17 protein-coding genes are annotated in these 18,307 nt (G+C 60.5%); 14 read left to right on the forward strand and 3 right to left on the reverse strand.

Going from position 1 to position 18,307, the window contains the following annotated elements; all coding sequences use genetic code 11:
• Positions 1 to 34: 34 nt before the first annotated feature.
• The 5 genes from OHL11_RS07045 (at position 35) to OHL11_RS07065 (ending at position 7,481) form a co-directional block, all read left to right on the forward strand.
• Positions 35 to 241 carry a heavy-metal-associated domain-containing protein gene (locus OHL11_RS07045; RefSeq protein WP_263370789.1) on the forward strand — a complete coding sequence of 69 codons (207 nt, stop codon included), beginning with the start codon at positions 35 to 37 and terminating at the stop codon, positions 239 to 241.
• Position 242: 1 nt separating this feature from the next.
• Positions 243 to 2,498 carry a heavy metal translocating P-type ATPase gene (locus OHL11_RS07050; RefSeq protein WP_263370790.1) on the forward strand — a complete coding sequence of 752 codons (2,256 nt, stop codon included), beginning with the start codon at positions 243 to 245 and terminating at the stop codon, positions 2,496 to 2,498.
• Positions 2,499 to 2,528: 30 nt separating this feature from the next.
• The gene (gene lptF, locus OHL11_RS07055) at positions 2,529 to 4,886 is read left to right on the forward strand and encodes an LPS export ABC transporter permease LptF (RefSeq protein WP_263370791.1); all 2,358 of its coding nucleotides are present in this window, start codon (positions 2,529 to 2,531) and stop codon (positions 4,884 to 4,886) included.
• 28 nt (positions 4,887 to 4,914) lie between these two features.
• A complete protein-coding gene (locus OHL11_RS07060) occupies positions 4,915 to 5,658 on the forward strand; it encodes an FKBP-type peptidyl-prolyl cis-trans isomerase (protein ID WP_263370792.1) in 744 nt (247 codons plus the stop codon).
• Between the two features lie 74 nt (positions 5,659 to 5,732).
• A complete protein-coding gene (locus OHL11_RS07065) occupies positions 5,733 to 7,481 on the forward strand; it encodes an ABC transporter ATP-binding protein (RefSeq protein WP_263370793.1) in 1,749 nt (582 codons plus the stop codon).
• A gap of 27 nt (positions 7,482 to 7,508) precedes the next feature.
• Here OHL11_RS07065 and fliS read toward each other — a convergent pair whose 3' ends face one another.
• The 3 genes from fliS to OHL11_RS07080 form a co-directional block, all read right to left on the reverse strand.
• On the reverse strand, positions 7,509 to 8,006 hold the full coding sequence (gene fliS / locus OHL11_RS07070) for a flagellar export chaperone FliS (protein ID WP_263370794.1): 498 nt from the start codon (positions 8,004 to 8,006) through the stop codon (positions 7,509 to 7,511).
• A gap of 5 nt (positions 8,007 to 8,011) precedes the next feature.
• Positions 8,012 to 9,373, reverse strand: coding sequence for a flagellar filament capping protein FliD (gene fliD, locus OHL11_RS07075; protein WP_263370795.1), 1,362 nt, complete (start codon positions 9,371 to 9,373; stop codon positions 8,012 to 8,014).
• Between the two features lie 169 nt (positions 9,374 to 9,542).
• Positions 9,543 to 10,397, reverse strand: a complete 855-nt coding sequence (locus tag OHL11_RS07080) for a flagellin (protein ID WP_263370796.1) — start codon at positions 10,395 to 10,397, stop codon at positions 9,543 to 9,545.
• A gap of 198 nt (positions 10,398 to 10,595) precedes the next feature.
• On the opposite strand from OHL11_RS07080, the gene OHL11_RS07085 reads away from it, so the two are divergent.
• The 9 genes from OHL11_RS07085 to sdhB all read left to right on the forward strand — a co-directional run bounded on the left by OHL11_RS07085 (position 10,596) and on the right by sdhB (position 18,307).
• Positions 10,596 to 10,856: a flagellar FlbD family protein gene (locus tag OHL11_RS07085; protein WP_263370797.1), complete on the forward strand. Its 261-nt coding sequence runs from the start codon at positions 10,596 to 10,598 to the stop codon at positions 10,854 to 10,856.
• A gap of 25 nt (positions 10,857 to 10,881) precedes the next feature.
• Positions 10,882 to 11,649: a flagellar motor protein gene (locus OHL11_RS07090; protein WP_263370798.1), complete on the forward strand. Its 768-nt coding sequence runs from the start codon at positions 10,882 to 10,884 to the stop codon at positions 11,647 to 11,649.
• Positions 11,646 to 12,419, forward strand: coding sequence for an OmpA/MotB family protein (locus OHL11_RS07095; RefSeq protein WP_263370799.1), 774 nt, complete (start codon positions 11,646 to 11,648; stop codon positions 12,417 to 12,419). The genes OHL11_RS07090 and OHL11_RS07095 overlap by 4 nt, the downstream gene beginning before the upstream one ends.
• Positions 12,420 to 12,522: 103 nt before the next feature.
• Positions 12,523 to 13,578: a WD40/YVTN/BNR-like repeat-containing protein gene (locus OHL11_RS07100; RefSeq protein WP_263370800.1), complete on the forward strand. Its 1,056-nt coding sequence runs from the start codon at positions 12,523 to 12,525 to the stop codon at positions 13,576 to 13,578.
• Positions 13,579 to 13,656: 78 nt separating this feature from the next.
• Positions 13,657 to 14,286 carry a non-canonical purine NTP pyrophosphatase gene (locus tag OHL11_RS07105; protein ID WP_263370801.1) on the forward strand — a complete coding sequence of 210 codons (630 nt, stop codon included), beginning with the start codon at positions 13,657 to 13,659 and terminating at the stop codon, positions 14,284 to 14,286.
• A 216-nt stretch (positions 14,287 to 14,502) separates the two neighbouring features.
• The gene (locus OHL11_RS07110; protein WP_263370802.1) at positions 14,503 to 15,309 is read left to right on the forward strand and encodes a succinate dehydrogenase; all 807 of its coding nucleotides are present in this window, start codon (positions 14,503 to 14,505) and stop codon (positions 15,307 to 15,309) included.
• A gap of 2 nt (positions 15,310 to 15,311) precedes the next feature.
• Positions 15,312 to 15,623: a hypothetical protein gene (locus OHL11_RS07115; RefSeq protein WP_263370803.1), complete on the forward strand. Its 312-nt coding sequence runs from the start codon at positions 15,312 to 15,314 to the stop codon at positions 15,621 to 15,623.
• Positions 15,623 to 17,395, forward strand: a complete 1,773-nt coding sequence (gene sdhA, locus OHL11_RS07120; protein ID WP_263370804.1) for a succinate dehydrogenase flavoprotein subunit — start codon at positions 15,623 to 15,625, stop codon at positions 17,393 to 17,395. The genes OHL11_RS07115 and sdhA overlap by 1 nt, the downstream gene beginning before the upstream one ends.
• Before the next feature lie 150 nt (positions 17,396 to 17,545).
• Positions 17,546 to 18,307 (forward strand): succinate dehydrogenase iron-sulfur subunit, encoded by a 762-nt coding sequence (gene sdhB / locus OHL11_RS07125; RefSeq protein WP_263370805.1) that lies wholly within the window; start codon positions 17,546 to 17,548, stop codon positions 18,305 to 18,307.

Raw genomic sequence — 18,307 nt, forward strand, 5'->3', positions numbered from 1 at the left:
ACGACTCTCGTAACCGGAAGCATTGGAAGTAAAGATGGCAAAGCTAACTCTCGAGATCGAAAAGATGAGCTGTGGCGGATGCGTTCGCAGCGTGATGAAAACGCTGAACGCGCTCGACGGCACGCGCGCCACCGAAGTTCATATCGGCGGTGCGGAAGCTGAGACAAATTTGCCGTCACAGCAAGTCATCGACGCGTTGACGACGGCCGGCTATCCCACGCGCGTTGTCGCGGGGGCCTAAGTTGTCTGAGCAGGCCAGCGTTCGTCTTCAGGTGGAAGGCATGACCTGTGCGGCGTGCCAGGCCCATGTGGAGCGCGCGCTTGCGGGTGTTTCTGGCGTAGACTCCGCCAACGTCAATCTGATGACGAACACGGCCACCGTAGCAGTACGCACGGCTGTGTCTGCCGATAGCCTCATCACCGCCGTGCAGCGAGCTGGCTATCGAGCGTCCCTTCCCGGCAGCAAAGCTGCTGGAGCCACGGAAGCGCAGGACTCCGACGCGCAGAGTACGCGCGTGCTGGGATCGGTGCTGCTGGGTGCGGTGGCGATGCTGCTCTCGATGCCGCTGATGATGCACCCGGGCACATGCGGGCTTTGCGCACGAATGATGCCGCAGTGGTCCATGCAGATATCCCCCGCGATCTTGCGTTGGACGCTCTGCGCTATCGCGGGCACGAGCATGGTTCTGGCGGGCGAAGTGTATCGTGCAGCCTGGAGCGCGGCACGGCACGCGGCGAGCAACATGAACACGCTCATCGCTGTCGGGACCCTCGCAGCATTCGCGGCGTCGTTCGCCTCCACGGTTGCGCCGCAGTGGATGCTCGCCCACGCAGGCTCGGCGGATTTGTACTACGAGGCCGTAGCGTTGATCCTCGCATTCCTGCTCGTGGGCCGCTGGCTTGAGTCGCGCGCGCGACGCCGTGCAGGCGAAGCGCTCGCGGCGTTCGGCAAAATGCAGGCATCCTCAGCTCGCTTCCTGCTCGGAGCGGAAGAGGCAATCCCCGCGAGTTGGAATGAGCTGCAGGAGACATCTCTTCCGGTCGACGCGCTCGTGGCAGGAGACATCGTCCGCGTTCTTCCCGGCGACCGCATTCCGGTCGACGGCATCATCCTCGACGGCAAGAGCTCCGTGAACGAGTCGATGCTGACCGGCGAACCGCTGCCGGTCGTGCGTCATGCGGGCGATCGCGTATCGAGCGGAACCTTGAACCTCGACGGAGTCCTGGTGCTGCAAGCCACGGCCGTCGGAGCTGATGCCGCCGTCGCACAGGTTGCTCAACTGCTCGAACAGGCGCAGGGAAAGCGCGCGCCGCTGCAGCGATGGGGAGATCGCATCAGCGCGATCTTCGTGCCCTGCGTGCTGGTGTTGGCGCTGCTGACCTTTGCGCTCTGGCTGATGGTGGGCCATGTGGGTCCGGTGCGCGCGTCGTCCATGGCCATCGCTGTGCTGATCGTTGCGTGCCCCTGCGCGATGGGCATCGCGGTACCTGCAGCGGTGACGGTAGCGATCGGTCGCGCTGCGCAGCTTGGGCTACTGATCAAAGGTGGCGATGTGCTTGAGCGACTTGCTGACATCCAGCGCATCGCTCTGGACAAGACCGGCACCCTGACCCATGGCACACCCGCCATCGTCGGCTTTGAGCAACACTATGATGCGTTCTCTCCCCATGATTTGATAGCCTGGGCCGCAGCCGTTGAGAAGAACAGCACGCACCCGCTCGCGCAAGCTGTGCTCGACTACGCGCAGACGCTGGGGCTCGCGGGACTCGCTGCCACGGAGGCGATCGTGCGCCCCGGTGAAGGCGTCGTCGCGACCGTCGATGCGCACGTAGTGGCTGTGGGCAATAGCGCTCTGCTGCCAGTGACGTCCACCGCCGAACATGGCTCGGCGACCCCGCTGTACATCGTCGTGGACGGCGTGCACGCGGCCACCATGCTTGCGGAGGATCAACCGCGGCCGGAAGCGATCGACGTCGTTCGCGCGTTGAAGACGATCGGCATCCAGCCGCTCATGCTCACTGGCGACGTCCGCGCCTCTGCTGAAGCCATTGGGCAGCAAGTCGGCATCGAAGAGATTCGCGCAAGCTGCACCCCCGCCGGAAAGACCGAGGCTATCGCGGAGCTGCAGTCGCGACACCATCGCGTAGCGATGGTGGGTGACGGCATCAACGACGCCGCTGCTCTTGCCACATCGGACCTCGGTATCGCCATGGCAGGTGGCACGGACCTTGCCCGCGAGGCTGGCGACATTCTGCTGCTGCGCCCGGACCTTCGCCTGGTGCCAACCGCCTTTCGTCTCGGCCGTCAGGCGCAGCGCGTGATGCGGCAAAACATTTTCTGGGCGTTGGGCTACAACGTCATCATGCTGCCGTTGGCCGCCGGAGCGCTGTATCCGCACTTCGGACTCACGCTCAGCCCTGTTTTTGCGAGCCTGGCGATGGCTCTCAGCTCGCTCTCCGTGCTGGCGAACTCGCTTCGCCTCCGCGCCGCGCGATAAACTGCTCCCAACAGGACGGTTCAACTCTCAGTGCGCATTTTCACGCGTTACATCCTTCGCGAAGTGATTGGCTATGCTGCACTCGGCGGCGTGCTCTTCACGTTCATCTTGTTTATGCGCTATCTGTTGCCGTTGCTGGAACTCGCCGTGCGCGGCGTGGCCGGTCCGGGCGACATTCTCCTGCTCATCGGCTATCTGCTGCCGAACTTCCTCACGCTCACCATTCCGATGGCGGTGCTGATCGGCATTCTGCTTGGCCTGAGCCGTCTTGCCGCGGACAGCGAGATCACCGCTATGCGCGCCAGCGGACTCGGGGTGATGTCTTTCATCCGCATCGTCGGCCTGCTTGCCGTGGTCATGTGGGGCCTCGGCCTGGCGAACTCGCTATGGCTCGCACCCCGCGCGGCCCGGGCGTTGCTTCAGTATGAGGAGCAGGCCAAGACCAGTCAGGCCACAGTCGAAGTGCAGGCGCGCGTTTTCTACGAAGACTTCAAGAACTACGTGCTGTACGTGCAGGAAGTCCAGCCCGGCGCGAATGGGACCGCCCTTTGGAAGCACGTCTTCCTCGCCGATCTGACGAAGCCTTCACAACCGCGCATCATCTCCGCCGAGCGCACGTACGTCCTCAGCAGCGACGCGCAGACACTTCATCTGCAGATGGAAGATGGTTCGCGGCATGATCTTTCGCGCGACGATCCCAACCGGTACGATATCTCCACCTTCAACACCGCGGACCTGCCCGTACAGGTCGGGCAGCAAGGCGAAGACTCTCACTTGAGTCGCCGCGATACGCCGCTGCAGGCAACGCCGACGAGCGAGCTTTGGACGCTGATGCATCGCCCCGGCGATAGCCGCTCATACCGCATCGAGCTGCACCGTCGCTTTTCTTTCCCGGCCGCCTGCCTGGTGCTCATGCTGGTCGGCGTGCCCTTGGGACTTTCTTCCAAACGAGGCGGTAAAGGCACGGGCTTCGTCGTTACGCTGCTGCTCGTCTTCCTCTACTACTTCGCGTCGTCGATGGGCATTGCAATGGCGCGCCAGGGCAAGGTCTCTGCAGGCGTCGGCGTATGGGGAGCCAACGTGCTCTTCGCGCTCGCTGGCGGAGTGCTCATTCAGCAGATGTCCCGCAGCGCGCTCTCGCTGGGCCTGCTCTCTCAGCTCGGATCGACGATCGCCGGCATCTTCTCGAAGAAGCAGAAAACTCCGGCCAGCGAGCTGCGTACGAATACGCTCAGCAATCAATGGACACAACGCCTCCGTCGCGCGCTCCATGTGCGCTTCCCCCTCATCCTCGACGAGTATGTGATGGGCAACTTCGTGCGGAACTTCATCCTCGTTCTGCTCAGCCTTACCGTGCTGTTTCTCATCTTCACGTTCTTCGAGCTGATCGGCGACATCATCAAGTACCGCACGCCGCTCGTGACCGTGGGCGAGTACCTGATGAACCTCATTCCGTTCATCCTCTATAACGTCACACCTGTCTGCTCGCTCGTCGCCGTGCTCATCACCTTTGGCACGCTCAACCGCACCAGCGAACTGACCGCGATGAAGGCCACGGGAACAAGCCTTTACCGCATGGTGACGCCCGTCCTGCTGATTGCGACCTTGATCTCTGCCGCGCTGTTCGCGTTCGATGAGTTCTATCTGCCCGATGCCAACCGCAAGCAGGAAGCGCTACTCTCCACCATCAAGGGCAAGCCTGCTCAGACGTTTTTGCGTCCTGATCGCAAGTGGATGTCCGGGCAATCCGGCGGGTCGACGCAGCCGACGCGCATCTTCTACTACCAGTTCTTCGGTCCAGACACGAACGTCTTCGCAAACCTGACGGTCTTCGAGTTTGAGCCCGGAACCTTCCGCCTGACACGCCGCATCTTCGCCACGAGCACGCGCTGGGATGAGAACGAGCACACCTGGATCTTCGAGAATGGGTGGCAGCGTTCCTTCGGCGACGACTCCGTCTCGGACTACCAGACCTTCGCCCACGCCACCTTCCCTGAGATTCGCGAACGCCCTTCGTACTTCAAGAAAGAAGATCGCCAGTCGCAGCAGATGAGTTTCACGGAGCTGCGCACGTATATCCACGACCTGAGCCAGAGCGGTTTCGACACGATGCGTCTGCGCGTGCAGCTCAATCGGAAACTGGCCTACCCGCTGGTCACCCTCGTCATGGCGTTGATCGCGATTCCTTTTTCACTACAGGCGGGCAAGCGCGGCTCCATCGCGGGCATGAGCGCGGCCGTGGGACTGGCGATCGCTTATTGGGTCATCGCGGGCATTACCGAAAATCTCGGCAACGTAAACTCACTGCCTGCGGTATTAGCCGCCTGGTCGCCGGATATCCTCTTCGCCTGCGCTGGCGGCTATCTGCTGCTGAGAACGCCCACGTAAGCGCGTTTTTGCTTACACTGGATGCGAGATGAAATCCTCGATCGCTTCCCTCTCCGTCCTCGTCCTCACCGGCTCTGCCCTGAGCATCGCCGCGCAGACCGCCAAGCCCGCTGCCGCGCCTCATCGCGCCGCGACCGCGCACAAGGCGGTGAGCAGCGAATCCGCTCTTGGCGGTTGCGTCACCCTGCCCAAGCTATCTGAAAAGATTCCAGCGCTCCCGGCAGGCAGCCCCTGCGCGAAGCCGCTCTACACCATCACGAAGCGCTCCGACATTTCGCTCGATTACGCGTCGCCAATGCTGAGCCCCGCGCTGCGCGAGGCTCTCGATGTGAAGCCGATCACGATCTCGCTCGTTTACATCGACACGAAGATCGGTACCGGCGAACTCGCGCTACCGAACAAGTGGTACACCGTGCACTACACCGGCTACCTTCCCGACGGCACCAAGTTCGACTCCTCTGTGGACCGCGGCGAGCCCATCTCGTTCCCCTACGGCCAGCACCGCGTCATCCAGGGCTGGGACACCGGCTTTGAAGGCATGCACGTCGGCGGCAAGCGTCGCCTCTTCGTGCCCTACCCGCTGGCGTACGGCGACCAGGGCCACCCGCCCGTCATCCCCGCAAAGGCAGAGCTGATCTTTGACGTGGAACTCGTGGCACAGAGCGACGACCAGCCCAAGCCGAAGGCCGCTCCGGCACCGAAGATGGAAGAGAAGCCCGCAACTCCGGCGACCAATGGTGCTGCCCCCACGGCAAAGCCCGAAACCAAGTAAATCCACGCTACTGAAAACGGTCGCGGCTTTTTGAGCCGCGGCCGTTTCTCGTTCATCCAATACACTGCAGACAGATGTTCAATCGCCTACGCCCACTCTTCCCGTATCTCCGTCGCTACTGGCGCAGCTTCGCCTGGGGCTGTTTGGCGCTTGTCATCTACAACTGTACAAAGGCCGTGCTGCCGCTCATCATCGGGCGCGCAGTGGACGGCCTTCGACACGATCTCTCCGCGCGACATGTCGCGCTCTACGCGTCGCTCCTGCTGGGCCTCGCGGTAGTCTCAGGAACCTTCCTCTATCTCATGCGCCAGATCATCATCGGCGCTTCGCGCGAGATCGAATTCGACCTCCGCAACGATCTCTTTGCGAACCTCGAACTGCAGCCACCATCGTTCTTCCAGCGCCATCGTACCGGCGACATCATGGCGCGCTCGACGAATGATCTAAGCGCTGTCCGCCAACTGCTCGGCCCGGCGATCATGTACGCGGCGAACACCATCGTCTTCACCGCGGCCGCGCTGCCGTTCATGATGCGCATCAGCCCGCACCTTACGCTGGTTGCCTTCCTTCCGCTGCCCTTCGCTTCCATCCTGGTGCAGTACTTCGGCGCGAAGATTCATACGCGCTTCGAACGCATTCAGGCGATGTTCTCTGACATTTCCGCGCAGGCCGAAGAGAATTTCACCGGCGCACGCCTCATCCGCGCCTTCGCGCAGGAAGAAGCGCAGATCGCGGCCTTTGAAGAATCGAACCGTGAGTACATCCGTCGCTCACTGCTGCTCGCGCGCCTGATGGCCATGCTTTGGCCGACGCTCGAACTCGTGCTCGGCCTATCGCTCATGATCACATTGCTGGTCGGCGGTCGTGAAGTCGTACTGCATCACATCACGGTCGGACAGTTCACCAGCTACAACGTCTACATGGTGCAGCTCACGTGGCCGATGATCGCGATCGGCTGGGTTGTGAATCTCGTGCAGCGCGGCACGGCAAGCGTTACCCGCATCCACGCACTCATGATCGAGAAACCCGCAATCGACGACTCTAACGCAGATGCTTCGCTGAAGGATGTTGCGATCCAGGGCGACATCACCTTCGATCACCTGCGGTTCACTTACGCCACTGGACCCGAGGTGCTGCACGACATTTCGCTCCACGTCCCTGCAGGCTCAAGCTTGGCGATCGTCGGACCCACAGGTGCAGGCAAGAGTACGCTCACCGCGTTGATTCCGCGTTTGCAGGATGCTGACGCGGGCATGGTGCTGATCGATGGTCGCCCCATCGCGAGCTATCCGCTTGCGACGCTTCGCGGAGCCATCGGCACCGTGCCGCAGGAGACGTTCCTCTTCTCCGCGACGATCCATGACAACGTGAGCTTCGGCGTCCCCGGTGCCACGCGTGACGAGGTCGTCGAGGCGGCCCGTGTCGCTCACATTGCGGATGAAATTCTCGAGTTTCCTCACGGCTTCGACACGATCGTAGGCGAACGAGGCGTGACTCTTTCCGGCGGACAGAAGCAACGCACCGCGATCGCGCGCGCCATCCTCCGCGATCCGCGCATTCTCATTCTCGACGATGCGCTCGCCTCGGTTGACACCTACACCGAAGAGCAGATCCTCAACGGCCTGCGCACGGTGATGCAGGGACGCACATCCATCCTGATCGCGCATCGTGTCTCGACCGCTCGCAGCGCAGACCGCATCGCGGTGCTCGTAGACGGTCGCGTTGCAGAGCTTGGCACGCATGACGAGCTGCTCGCACGTGGCGGTTACTACGCAGAACTGGCGGAAAAGCAAAGCCTCGAGCAAGAGCTCGAGGCCGTGTAAAGCTAACCAGACAACTAAGCAGCCAAGCTACGCAGCCCAGCCACGAGAAGTGCTCTCCGCAGCGAACTCCTGCGCTACAGCGTGTGTCGGTACAGCGGTGAACTTCTCTTCTCGCGTGCGAAGCTCTCGCGGAAGAATCTTGTTCGCCTCAGGATCACGAGCGACGACCATCCATGCATCACGCACATTGCGGATGCAGAGAATGATCTCCTGCAGCTCCTCTGCCGACGCGCGATGCGAAGCCTCCAGCGTCAACTGGAACATCGCTGCATAGAAATCTCCCAGGGCCTGCGCAGTTTTGCCGCCGACATCCGGCCTCAGTCGCGCTTGCAGGTACATCAGAATGTCGAGGGCCTTCTTCACCGCGATTCGACGGCCCCGCGCATCCTCTTCCTCCACCGCCATCACGGCACGGTAAAGGAAACGAATCGCTCCATCGTAGAGCGCAATGACAAGCTCAATGCCCGTGGCACCGCTCAAGGTCTGCTCACGATAACTATCCATCAACTGCTGCTCATCCATCATTCTCGTTACCCTTTCTCGTTGTATCCGGTGATCGCTGCGTACATCTGATCGATTTCGCTGAGCTGTGACGGGATCGATTGCAGGATCTCGTTGGCGTTATTCAGCTCTGTCGTCAGCCGCGTTTTCTGCGACGCGATCCGGTCTTCCTGGTCGTCAATGTCGTCGTTCAGCGTGCTTTCTTGCGAGGAGTTTTCCTTCAACGCCAGATAGATCGCACCTGTAGTCGCGGTCGAGCTCAGTCCCGTCAACGTCGAGGTGAGGTTCACGCCGAAGCTGCCCGAGTTCTGGAAGAACGCAACGGCATCCGCGAAATTCTCATTCAGCGCGGAAAGCGCTGTGCTCTGCGTGAAGCTCAACGTGCCGTCCTGGTTCACAGCAATGCCGAGCTGCGAAAGCGAGGTAACCGCTCCCTGTCCCCCACCCGCAACCAGTGCGCCGGTCAACTGCTCCTGCAACAGCGCCAAGGTGCGACTGCCCGCCAAAGGCTCTTCATTGCCGCTTGAGTCTTTGCCGCTCTGCGTGTTGATCTCCGTCGCCAGCTTGTTGTAATCCGTCACGAAAGTATTGATCGCCGTTGCGATGGAAGCGGTGTCGTTCGTGATCTCCACCTGCACGGCGCTCGTCGACGTCGACAGGATCTGGAACGTCACCCCGGGGATCGCGCTCGTGACCGTGTTCGATGCGCTCGTCATCGAAATGCCATCCACCGTGAGCTGCGCATCCTGCCCGTTGTGGCCCACCTGCGTCGCAATACTGCTGCCAGAAGTGGCGTTCGTCAGGTTGGACGCTATGGTCAATTGACCAGCACTGCCACTGGTCGCGCTCACGATCGAAAGGCGCTGGCCGTTCGTATCTGAGATCACGCTCGCGGTAACGCCCATGCCAACACTGTTGATCGCAGCGGCCAGACCGCTCAACGTGTTCTGCGAATCGCTGACATCAATCGTCTGCGCGGTACCGCTCCCCACCTGAATCGTGATACTTCCTGCAATGGTTGTTCCGCTCGCCAAAGACTGCGTGTAAACCGAGGAGGTCTGTGCAAGCTGGCTCACGACAATCTCATGCGATCCCGCGACAGCAGAGGAAGACGCCGAACTCAAGGACACGATGCTTGTGTCCGAGCTCGAGCCGTTCTTCTGCGCCATCACGCCTTCAAAGTCCGTGAGCGATTGCAGGTCTGTGGCGACAGTCGCAAGTTCGGTCCCGAGCGTCGACAACTCCGTGTCCTGCGATTTCAGATTCGTAAGCTGCGTCTTCCACGGCGTCTCTACCGCCTGCTGGATCGCAATAATTTGCGACACAGTCGACGCAACATCAAAGCCTGCGCCGCTGGTGGCAGATCCGAATGACAGTCCGATTGTGGCCATAGAGACAATCTCCGCAGAGTGAGCGTGTGGCGGATAGATGCATTCGCTCTGCCATCTCCATCGGCAGATGCTGAGAAAAACGTTAGTTCCAATATGAGGATTCGCTAAACAAAGACGCGAGCGCTCGATGTAAGAGCGCTCGCGTCTCTGGGCCCGACTGCGCTGCGGTCTACTGCAGCAGCTTCAGCACTTCCTGCGCCACGCTGTTGGCCTGCGAGAGCGCGCTGATACCCGTCTGCGAGAGCACCTGATACTTCGCCATGTCGCTCGTGGCCTGGCCGTAGTTGGTCGACATGATGTCCGACTCCGCTGACGTAAGGTTCTCCGACTCTGCGCTTGCGACATTGCTTGCTGCGTCGAGCTGGTTTACTTCCGCGCCAATCGTGCCGCGTTGATACGCCACATCCTGGATCGCTGACGTGAGCGAGGTCAGTACCGTCGTCGCCGTGGAGGCCGTGAGTGTGCTGATCGCGGTGGAGGCGAAATCGACGCCGCCACCGCCAGATGTCGTGCCAACCGAAGCCGTGCTGAGCACGCCGGTCTTCTCGCTGAAGGTGGTGGTTCCGCTCGAGGTGCCGTCCGAAACCACGATGGAAGTGCCCGTCGACGTGAAGACCTGGTTGCCGTTGAAGTTCGTCGTGGAACCGATGTTGCCGATTTCCGTGAGGATGTTCTGGTACTCCTGGTTGGCCGCGCTCACCTGCGACGAGTTCAACGTGCCGTTGGCTGCTTCGGTTGCGAGCGTCACCGCGCGGTTGAGCAGGTTCGTGACCTGTGCGAGAGCACCGTCCGCGGTCTGCAGCATACCAACGCCGTCAGTTGCGTTCTGCGAGGACTGCGTAAGTGCAGCGGTATTCGCCTGCAGGCCGTTGGCGACGGCAAGACCCGCCGCATCGTCCGAGCCCGAGTTGATTCGCGATCCAGACGAGAGCTGATTCAAGGTCTTGCTCAGGTTCGACTGCGTCTGGTTCAAATTGTTCTGCGCATACATTGCTGCGATGTTATTGAGGACACCGAGGGACATGCGGATCTCCTGTGTTGCTTGAAGTGTGTTGCGTGAAGTGTGCTGCTTGAAGTGTGTGAGCCGTGTGGCGCTGGCTCCGTGCTGCTGAGTCTTCGCCGGGTTCCCTCACTTCATCGGCGCACACGCCAATCGCTTGAGAAAAATCTTTCGGCTCATGCAATCCGTTCCAGCTCCGATAAAGAGCCTGGAGCCTCACGCATGATTGAACTCACTCGACTCAACGGCAACAGCATCACGATCAACTGCGACCTCATTCGCTACGCGGAAGCCACACCCGATACGACGCTCACACTCGTGACCGGCGAAAAGCTGATCGTGCGAGAACCGATCGACGTCGTCGTAGCTCGCACCTTTCACTACCGCGTGTCTCTCATGCAAACCGCATGGCCCTCTGCGGATATAGCACTTGCAGCGCGCACACACTTCGACGCTCAACACAACGAACCGACAAAACACTAAGCCAACACTACGGAGTCAACGCATCATGGATATCGCTAGCATTGGCGGAATACTTTTGGCGGTCATCGGCATCCTCGCAGGGATGATGATCGAAGGCGGCAATATCGCGCAGATCACACAACCCACGGCAGCCATGATTGTCGGTGGTGGAACTGCGGGAGCGGTGATGCTGCAGTTTCCGATGAGCATCTTCCTCGCGGCAATCAAGCAAGCAGCAAAGGTCTTCTTCGCGGGATCGCATGACAACGAAGCCACGCTCAAGCAGCTCGTTGAATTCGCGAACAAAGCTCGCAAGAGCGGTATCGTCTCGCTCGATGCGGACCTTGCGGCGGTGAAGGACCCTTTTCTCAAACAAGCGTTGATGCTCGCCGTCGATGGCACCGAGCCAAGCGACGTGCGCAAGATCATGACGCTTGAGATGGAGAACAAAGGCGAGATCGAAGAGAAGATCCCTGCAGTGTTTGAAGCTGCCGGTGGATACGCTCCGACCGTCGGCATCATCGGCGCGGTACTCGGTCTCATCCAGGTGATGAAGAACCTCGACAACATCGACGAAGTGGGTCGAGGCATTGCCACTGCCTTCGTCGCAACCATCTACGGTGTGGCCGTTGCCAACCTGATTGCGTTGCCTGCTGCGGGCAAGCTGAAGATTCGTCATCGCGAAGAGATGATGGTGAAAGAGATGATGCTCGAAGGCGTGATCTCGATCATGGAGGGCATGAACCCGCGCATGATGGAGACGAAGCTCCGCACCTTCCTGATGGACTCCAAGCCTGCGGAGGCAACAGCGTGAGCAAGAAGAAGCATCCCGAGCACGTAAACCATGAGCGTTGGCTCGTGAGCTATGCGGACTTCATCACGCTGCTCTTCGCGTTCTTCGTCGTGCTCTTTGCGAGCGGACAAGCGGATAAGAAGAAGCAGCAGAAATTCGCCAGCGCCTTCCAGCAGGCGTTTGCACAGATGGCGCTATTCGACTCCCACTCGAGTTCGCCGGCGATGAATCCTGGAAGCGGAGCAAACCCGCAGGCTACGCCAAAGCCGATCGAGTTACCGCTGGCGACGAGCGGCCAAGAGGTAGAGAAGAAGATCACGCGCATCGTGCATGAGCAGGATGCAAACGGTGCAGGCGTGAAGGTCGGCGAACTCAGCGTGCGCTCGGTGCAGGAAGGCGTTGCGTTGAGTCTGCATGAGGGAGGCTTCTTCCCTTCCGGCTCCGCGGAGTTGCGCCCCGAGGCTACATCGGCCCTGCAACGGATCGCGGAACAGATACCGGATGCGGAGATTCGCGTCGAAGGACATACGGACAACCTGCCGATTCACTCTGCGATCTATGCGTCGAACTGGGAGCTTTCAAGCGCGCGCGCAGCAGCGATCGCCCACTTCCTGCTGCTGCACTCGACGCTGCAGGCCTCGCACGTTTCGGTGGCGGGCTATGCGGAGTACCGCCCGGTGGCATCGAACGCCACCCCCGAAGGCCGCGCTGCGAACCGCCGCGTCGATATCGTCTTCCTTACGAAGCCGCATGTCGCGGCGACCTCCACTCAAGCCGCGACGAGCAACTGACCTCTCCTGCGATAGACTCTCGCGTATGCGAAGCTTCTTCATCGCGGCGATCTTCATGGCAAGCTGCACCGCGCAGGCGCAGTGGGAGATGCAGGACTCGCTCATGCACGAGTCGCTGCGCGGCATTCATTACGTGGGCAACGGCGTGGCGTGGGCTTCGGGCACGAACGGCACCGTGCTTCGCACCGAAGACATGGGCTACCTGTGGCAGAAGTGCGCCGTGCCGCCGGGTGCGGAGAAACTCGACTTCCGCGGCGTGCAGGCGTTCGATGCGAACACAGCGATCGTCATGTCGAGCGGCAAGGGTGATCTATCGCGGCTGTATAAGACCACGGATGGCTGTGCGACGTGGAAGCTCGTGTTTACGAATCCGGATAAGGATGGGTTCTTTGATGCGATGACTGCATCCAGAACTGGTGATACGGAAGACATACTTCTCTTGGGTGATCCTGTTGATGGCGCATTCAAGGTCTTCTGCCGGATAGATGACGACACGCACGTTGAAGAATGTATGAGTGGAGCGCCTGCCAACGCAGCGGAAGGCGAGGGCGTCTTCGCAGCGAGCAATTCATCCGTGATTTGGTCGAGCCATCGAACCACTGCATTTTTCGCAACAGGCGGGAAGGATGGCGCTCGCATTTTTCGAATGGAAAAATCCACCTCAGGGAACGCTCCTATTTGGAAATCCTCTCCGATGCCAATGTTTGGCATCGGAGATTCTGCAGGGATTTTCTCTCTGGCGAAAAGAACAAGTGATCACACAACTCATCTCATCGCGGTCGGAGGAGACTACAAGCAGCCAGAGGATGCGGAACACAACGCTGCATACACGAGGGATGATGGATTGCATTGGCTGGCTGTTGCTTCGGCACCGCATGGCTACCGAAGCTCCGTAGCCTATGACGAGAAGCTCAAGACTTGGATCACCGTCGGGCCTAATGGGACGGATGTTTCGTTTGATGATGGGCGGAATTGGCAGGCTTTGCGGCCGGGAGCGATGGATCAGGCTGGAGCCGATCGCGATTGGAATGCTTTGAGTTTGCCATTCGTCGTGGGGCCGGATGGGCGCGTGGGTATTCTGCGAGATGCGGCAGTGGGCGAGGCGAGGAAGAGCTTCGACGCGAAGAGCGCGAAGGACGCGAAGGTTACGCCACGGTAGTTGTGGTGGGGATGAAAGGTCGAAGACTAGCAGATTCTTCGCGGTGCTCAGGACAACAGATCATAAAGTAGTGAAGACATGGCAGAGAGAACGATGACGACGATTTACGCAGCGACGGGTAACGCAGGAAAGCTCGCCGAGTTCGTAGCTTCGGCGCAGGGTGCGGACGTGGAGGTGCTCGCGCTGCCGGGCATCAAGCAGATGCCCGAGCCCGTGGAAGACGCCGCGACCTACATGGGGAACGCCGAGATTAAGGCCGTGGCCTACTCGCTGCTCGCGCCGGGCAAGCTCGTCATGGCTGATGACTCCGGCCTGGAAGTCGATGCGCTGGAGGGCGCCCCGGGCATTCGCTCCGCCCGCTTTGCCGACGACGGCGGCTTCACTGGCAGCGGCACCAAAGACGAGCGCAACAACGCGTATCTACTCGAACGCCTGCACGCCGCTGGCACGCGGGGCGAGGTGCTGAGTGCCGCACGCTTCGTCGCCGCGCTGGTCATTGCGCGCGACGGCGAAGTCTTGTGGAGCGCCTACGGCACCTGCGAGGGCCAGATCATCAGCGAGTATCGCGGCGAAGGCGGCTTCGGCTACAACCCGCTCTTCTTCATGCCCGAAACCGGCAAGACGATGGCCGAGATGTCGCAGCAGGAAAAGTGGACGGTGAGCCATCGCGGCCGCGCGTTCCGCGAACTGCTGCAGTCCATCGGATAACAAACCTCGATTTGCTCTGTTGATGGCCGCATAAGAACTGCGACCACTCAGGGCCGATATCGCACAGAGGTGCGATTACCGTGACCTCCACCAATCCATGGGTTGACCTCGCATTTTCGCGGGTGTGAGAATCGGTGTGCCTCTCCGCGAATGCTTCGGTGTGTGTCTCCGCCTCATAAGCCCGCGAGTCCTGATGAGAGGCGAGGAGTTTTATTCATGGCCGCTGCCGCAACGCCTGCACCGCCCGCCACACCGCCCCTGAAGGGCGTTCAGCCGCTCCGCGCGGGCGAAGGCCATAGCTTTCTCTGGCGCAAGCTGCACTCGCTCTCCGGCATCGTGCCCATCGGCGCGTTCCTGATCGAGCACATTGTCTCGAACTTCGAGGCCACCAACGGCCCGCTGGCTTATGCGCAGCAGGTGAAGTTCCTGAACTCGCTTCCGCTCGTGCGTGTGCTCGAGTGGGCGTTCATCTTTATTCCGCTGGCCTTCCACGCACTCTACGGCGTGTTCATCGCATTCCGCGGCCGCTCGAACGTCAACGTCTATCCGTGGGCCGGCAACTTCGGCTATCTGATGCAGCGCGTAACGGGCATCATTGCACTGCTCTACATCGTGCAGCACGTGTGGCGTCAGCGCTTCGCTGGCGTGCAGTTGCCGGAGCACCCGGGCGCGGCGTTCCATAAGGTTCAGGTGGAGCTGCACAACCCGTGGATGCTGGCGATTTATGTGATCGCGATGATCGCCACCTGCTGGCACTTTGCTTATGGCATCTGGCTCTTCGCCGCGAAGTGGGGCATCACGCCGGGCAATAAGGCGCGCAAGAACTTTGGCTATGTATGTGCGGCATTCGGTACCGGGCTTTGCATTCTTGGCCTGGTGGGGATGTATGCGTTCATCAACCCGAAGTATGCGAATGCTCCGGCGGATGTGATGCCGGAACAGCCTGCGGGGATTGCGTTGCCTGCGCCGAGTGTGAATGCGCCTGGAGTGACGAATCCTAATCAGCCGGGTGAGGTTCGGTAAGAATGTTTCGCCTTGCCGTGGCGCTGATGGTCGTTGGAATCCTCATCGTCATTGCAGGTGCAGTAGTAGCTAATCGAGCTGTGATTCAGATGTCGAAGCGGCTCGACGCAAAGTATAAGAAGTTGCGAAAGCGACAGTGGTGGAATGTCATCGGCGCAGGTTCGACACACGTGATCAGCGAGTATCGAGCGACTGCTTGGAGTGATGCTATTCCCTCATTACGCTTACGGCGCGGCTATCAACTGATGGCAACGGGATTCGCAATGATGCTTGGGGCTAGTGTTTTAGGAAATTATTTTCGAGGAAGTTTCTGATGGCAGCAGCAACACCCAGAATCATCGTCGTCGGCGGAGGCCTTGCGGGTCTCTCGGCCGTCATCAAGATCGCCGAAGCGGGCGGCAAGGTTGACCTGTTTTCGATCGTGCCGGTGAAGCGTTCCCACTCTGTCTGCGCGCAGGGCGGCATCAATGCGGCGAAGAACCTGAAGGGCGAAGGCGACGACGTCCTCAAGCACTTCGACGACACGATCTATGGCGGCGACTTCCTCGCCAATCAGACGCCGGTGAAGGCAATGACCGCGATGGGCCCGGCGATCATCGATCTGCTCGACCGCATGGGTGTACCGTTCAACCGCACGCCTGAGGGCCTGCTGGACTTCCGCCGCTTTGGTGGCACGCTGTATCACCGCACCGCGTTTGCAGGCGCTACTACAGGCCAGCAGCTTTTGTACGCTTTGGATGAACAGGTTCGCCGCTTCGAGAGCGAGAACCGCGTCACCAAGTACGAAGGCTGGGAGTTCCTCTCCGCCGTGCTCGACAACAACGGTGTGGCACGCGGCATCTGCGCGATGGACCTGCGCACGATGGAAGTGAAGACCTTCCCTTGCGACGCCGTGATCATCGCGACCGGCGGCAACGGCGCCATCTTTGGCAAGTCGACGAACTCGGTCGTGTGCACGGGTTCGGCGCAGTCTGCGCTGTATCAGCAGGGCGCGGCCTACGCGAACGGCGAGTTCATTCAGGTGCATCCGACGGCGATCCCCGGCGAAGACAAGCTGCGCCTGATGTCGGAGTCGGCTCGTGGCGAAGGTGGCCGTGTTTGGGTGCCGCGTGATAAGCATGACAAGCGCGCAGCGCAGTCGATTCCCGACAGCGACCGCTGGTACTTCCTCGAAGAGAAGTATCCGAAGTACGGCAACCTGGTGCCGCGTGACATTGCGACTCGCGAGATTTTCAAGGTTGTGTACGAGAACGACATGGGCATCGACGGACAGCCGATGGTGTACCTCGATGTCTCGCACCTGCCGGAAGAGCGCAAGCACAAGCTCGAAGGCATCCTCGAAATCTACGAGAAGTTCGTTGGCGATGATCCGCGCAAGGTGCCGATGAAGATCTTCCCCGGCATGCACTACACGATGGGCGGCCTGTGGGTGGACTTCGAGCAGCAGACGAACATCCCTGGCGTCTTCGCTGCGGGTGAAGCGGATTACTCGATCCATGGCGCGAACCGCCTCGGCGCGAATTCCCTGCTGAGCTGCATCTACGGCGGCTTCGTCGCAGGGCCGAAGGCGATGGAGTATGCCAAGGGCCTGAAGGCAGTTGAAGGCGACGGCGGCGCGGCCAGCGAGCTGAAGCGCCAGACGGACTTCAACAACCTGCTGCTCACCAACCAGGGCAACGAGAACCCGTTCAAGATCTGGCGCGAGCTGGGCAACACGATGACGCAGCATGCGACGATCGTGCGCTACAACAAGGGTCTCGATGAAGCAGACACGAAGCTGGTCGAACTGATCGAGCGCTACAAGAACGTGAATCTCAGCGATAAGACGCAGTGGGCGAACACGAGCTTCGCGTTCACGCGCAACCTGTGGAACATGCTGCAGCTTGCCCGCGTGATCGTGAAGGGCGCTCGTATGCGCGACGAAAGCCGCGGCGCTCACTACAAGCCGGACTTTGAAAAGCGCGACGACGAGAACTTCCTGAAGACGACGATGGCGATGTTCAAGGACGGCGAGCCAGAGATCACTTACCAGGATGTGGACACGCAGTACATCGTGCCGCGTCCGCGTGTGTACACGTCGAACTAATGGGGACTCATCACCTTAGTTCGACTGCGTTATCGCTGGCGCTGGTAGCAGGCGCGGTGGTTTGCATCGGTATCTTCAAGATTTATAGCCGTTGGGTAGACGGCAAGGCGGCGCAAGAGAAGGCCGCAAAAGATGTACGGGAGTAACGAGATGGCACGGACGATTAAAGTCGAAATCAAGCGGCAGAATACGCCCGACGCGGCGCCGGTGACGGAGAAGTTTGAGATTCCCTATCGCCCCGGTATGAACATTACGTCGTTGCTGGGCGAGGTCGCGATGAATCCGGTGACATGCGAAGGCAAGCCTTCGACGCCGGTCACGTATGACTCGAACTGCCTCGAAGAAATTTGCGGCTCGTGCGCCATGCTGATCAACGGCAAGGCGATGATGGCGTGCTCGGCGCTGGTGGACAAGCTGCAGGGCGGCGATGAGAACAAGACGATCACGCTCGCGCCGCTGTCGAAGTTCCCTGTCGTGCGCGATCTCGCGGTCGACCGTTCTGTGCTCTTCGAGAACCTGAAAAAGGTGAAGGCGTGGGTGCCGATCGATGGCTCCTACGACCTCGGCGCAGGCCCTAAGCAGGCTCCGCAGATTCAGGAGCAGCGCTATCCGCTGTCGAACTGCATCTCCTGCACGATCTGCATGGAAGTCTGCCCGCAGTTCAACGACGCGACGGGCTTCGTTGGTGCAGCGTCGATCGCACAGGCGAAGTTGTTCAACCTGGATCCAGGTGGTTCGGTGCTGAAGGAAGATCGTCTGCGCGCTCTGGCCGGCGACGGCGGCGTGCAAGAGTGCGGCTTCGCCCAGAACTGCGTTCAGGCCTGCCCGAAGGGTCTGCCGCTCACCGAAGCAATTTCGGACATGGGCCGCGATGTGTTCGTGCAGCAGGTGAAGGACTTCTTCCGCCGGTAA

Origin of the sequence: Granulicella cerasi (assembly GCF_025685575.1) — a bacterium.
GTDB lineage: Bacteria > Acidobacteriota > Terriglobia > Terriglobales > Acidobacteriaceae > Granulicella > Granulicella cerasi.

Excerpts from the sequence above, each read along its gene's own strand:
- OHL11_RS07045 (WP_263370789.1), top strand. The coding sequence starts at position 35 with ATGGCAAAGCTAACTCTCGAGATCGAAAAGATGAGCTGTGGCGGATGC.
- OHL11_RS07060 (WP_263370792.1), top strand. The coding sequence starts at position 4,915 with ATGAAATCCTCGATCGCTTCCCTCTCCGTCCTCGTCCTCACCGGCTCT.
- OHL11_RS07065 (WP_263370793.1), top strand. The coding sequence starts at position 5,733 with ATGTTCAATCGCCTACGCCCACTCTTCCCGTATCTCCGTCGCTACTGG.
- fliS (WP_263370794.1), bottom strand. The coding sequence starts at position 8,006 with ATGATGGATGAGCAGCAGTTGATGGATAGTTATCGTGAGCAGACCTTG.
- fliD (WP_263370795.1), bottom strand. The coding sequence starts at position 9,373 with ATGGCCACAATCGGACTGTCATTCGGATCTGCCACCAGCGGCGCAGGC.
- OHL11_RS07080 (WP_263370796.1), bottom strand. The coding sequence starts at position 10,397 with ATGTCCCTCGGTGTCCTCAATAACATCGCAGCAATGTATGCGCAGAAC.
- OHL11_RS07085 (WP_263370797.1), top strand. The coding sequence starts at position 10,596 with ATGATTGAACTCACTCGACTCAACGGCAACAGCATCACGATCAACTGC.
- OHL11_RS07090 (WP_263370798.1), top strand. The coding sequence starts at position 10,882 with ATGGATATCGCTAGCATTGGCGGAATACTTTTGGCGGTCATCGGCATC.
- OHL11_RS07100 (WP_263370800.1), top strand. The coding sequence starts at position 12,523 with ATGCACGAGTCGCTGCGCGGCATTCATTACGTGGGCAACGGCGTGGCG.
- OHL11_RS07105 (WP_263370801.1), top strand. The coding sequence starts at position 13,657 with ATGGCAGAGAGAACGATGACGACGATTTACGCAGCGACGGGTAACGCA.
- OHL11_RS07110 (WP_263370802.1), top strand. The coding sequence starts at position 14,503 with ATGGCCGCTGCCGCAACGCCTGCACCGCCCGCCACACCGCCCCTGAAG.
- OHL11_RS07115 (WP_263370803.1), top strand. The coding sequence starts at position 15,312 with ATGTTTCGCCTTGCCGTGGCGCTGATGGTCGTTGGAATCCTCATCGTC.
- sdhA (WP_263370804.1), top strand. The coding sequence starts at position 15,623 with ATGGCAGCAGCAACACCCAGAATCATCGTCGTCGGCGGAGGCCTTGCG.
- sdhB (WP_263370805.1), top strand. The coding sequence starts at position 17,546 with ATGGCACGGACGATTAAAGTCGAAATCAAGCGGCAGAATACGCCCGAC.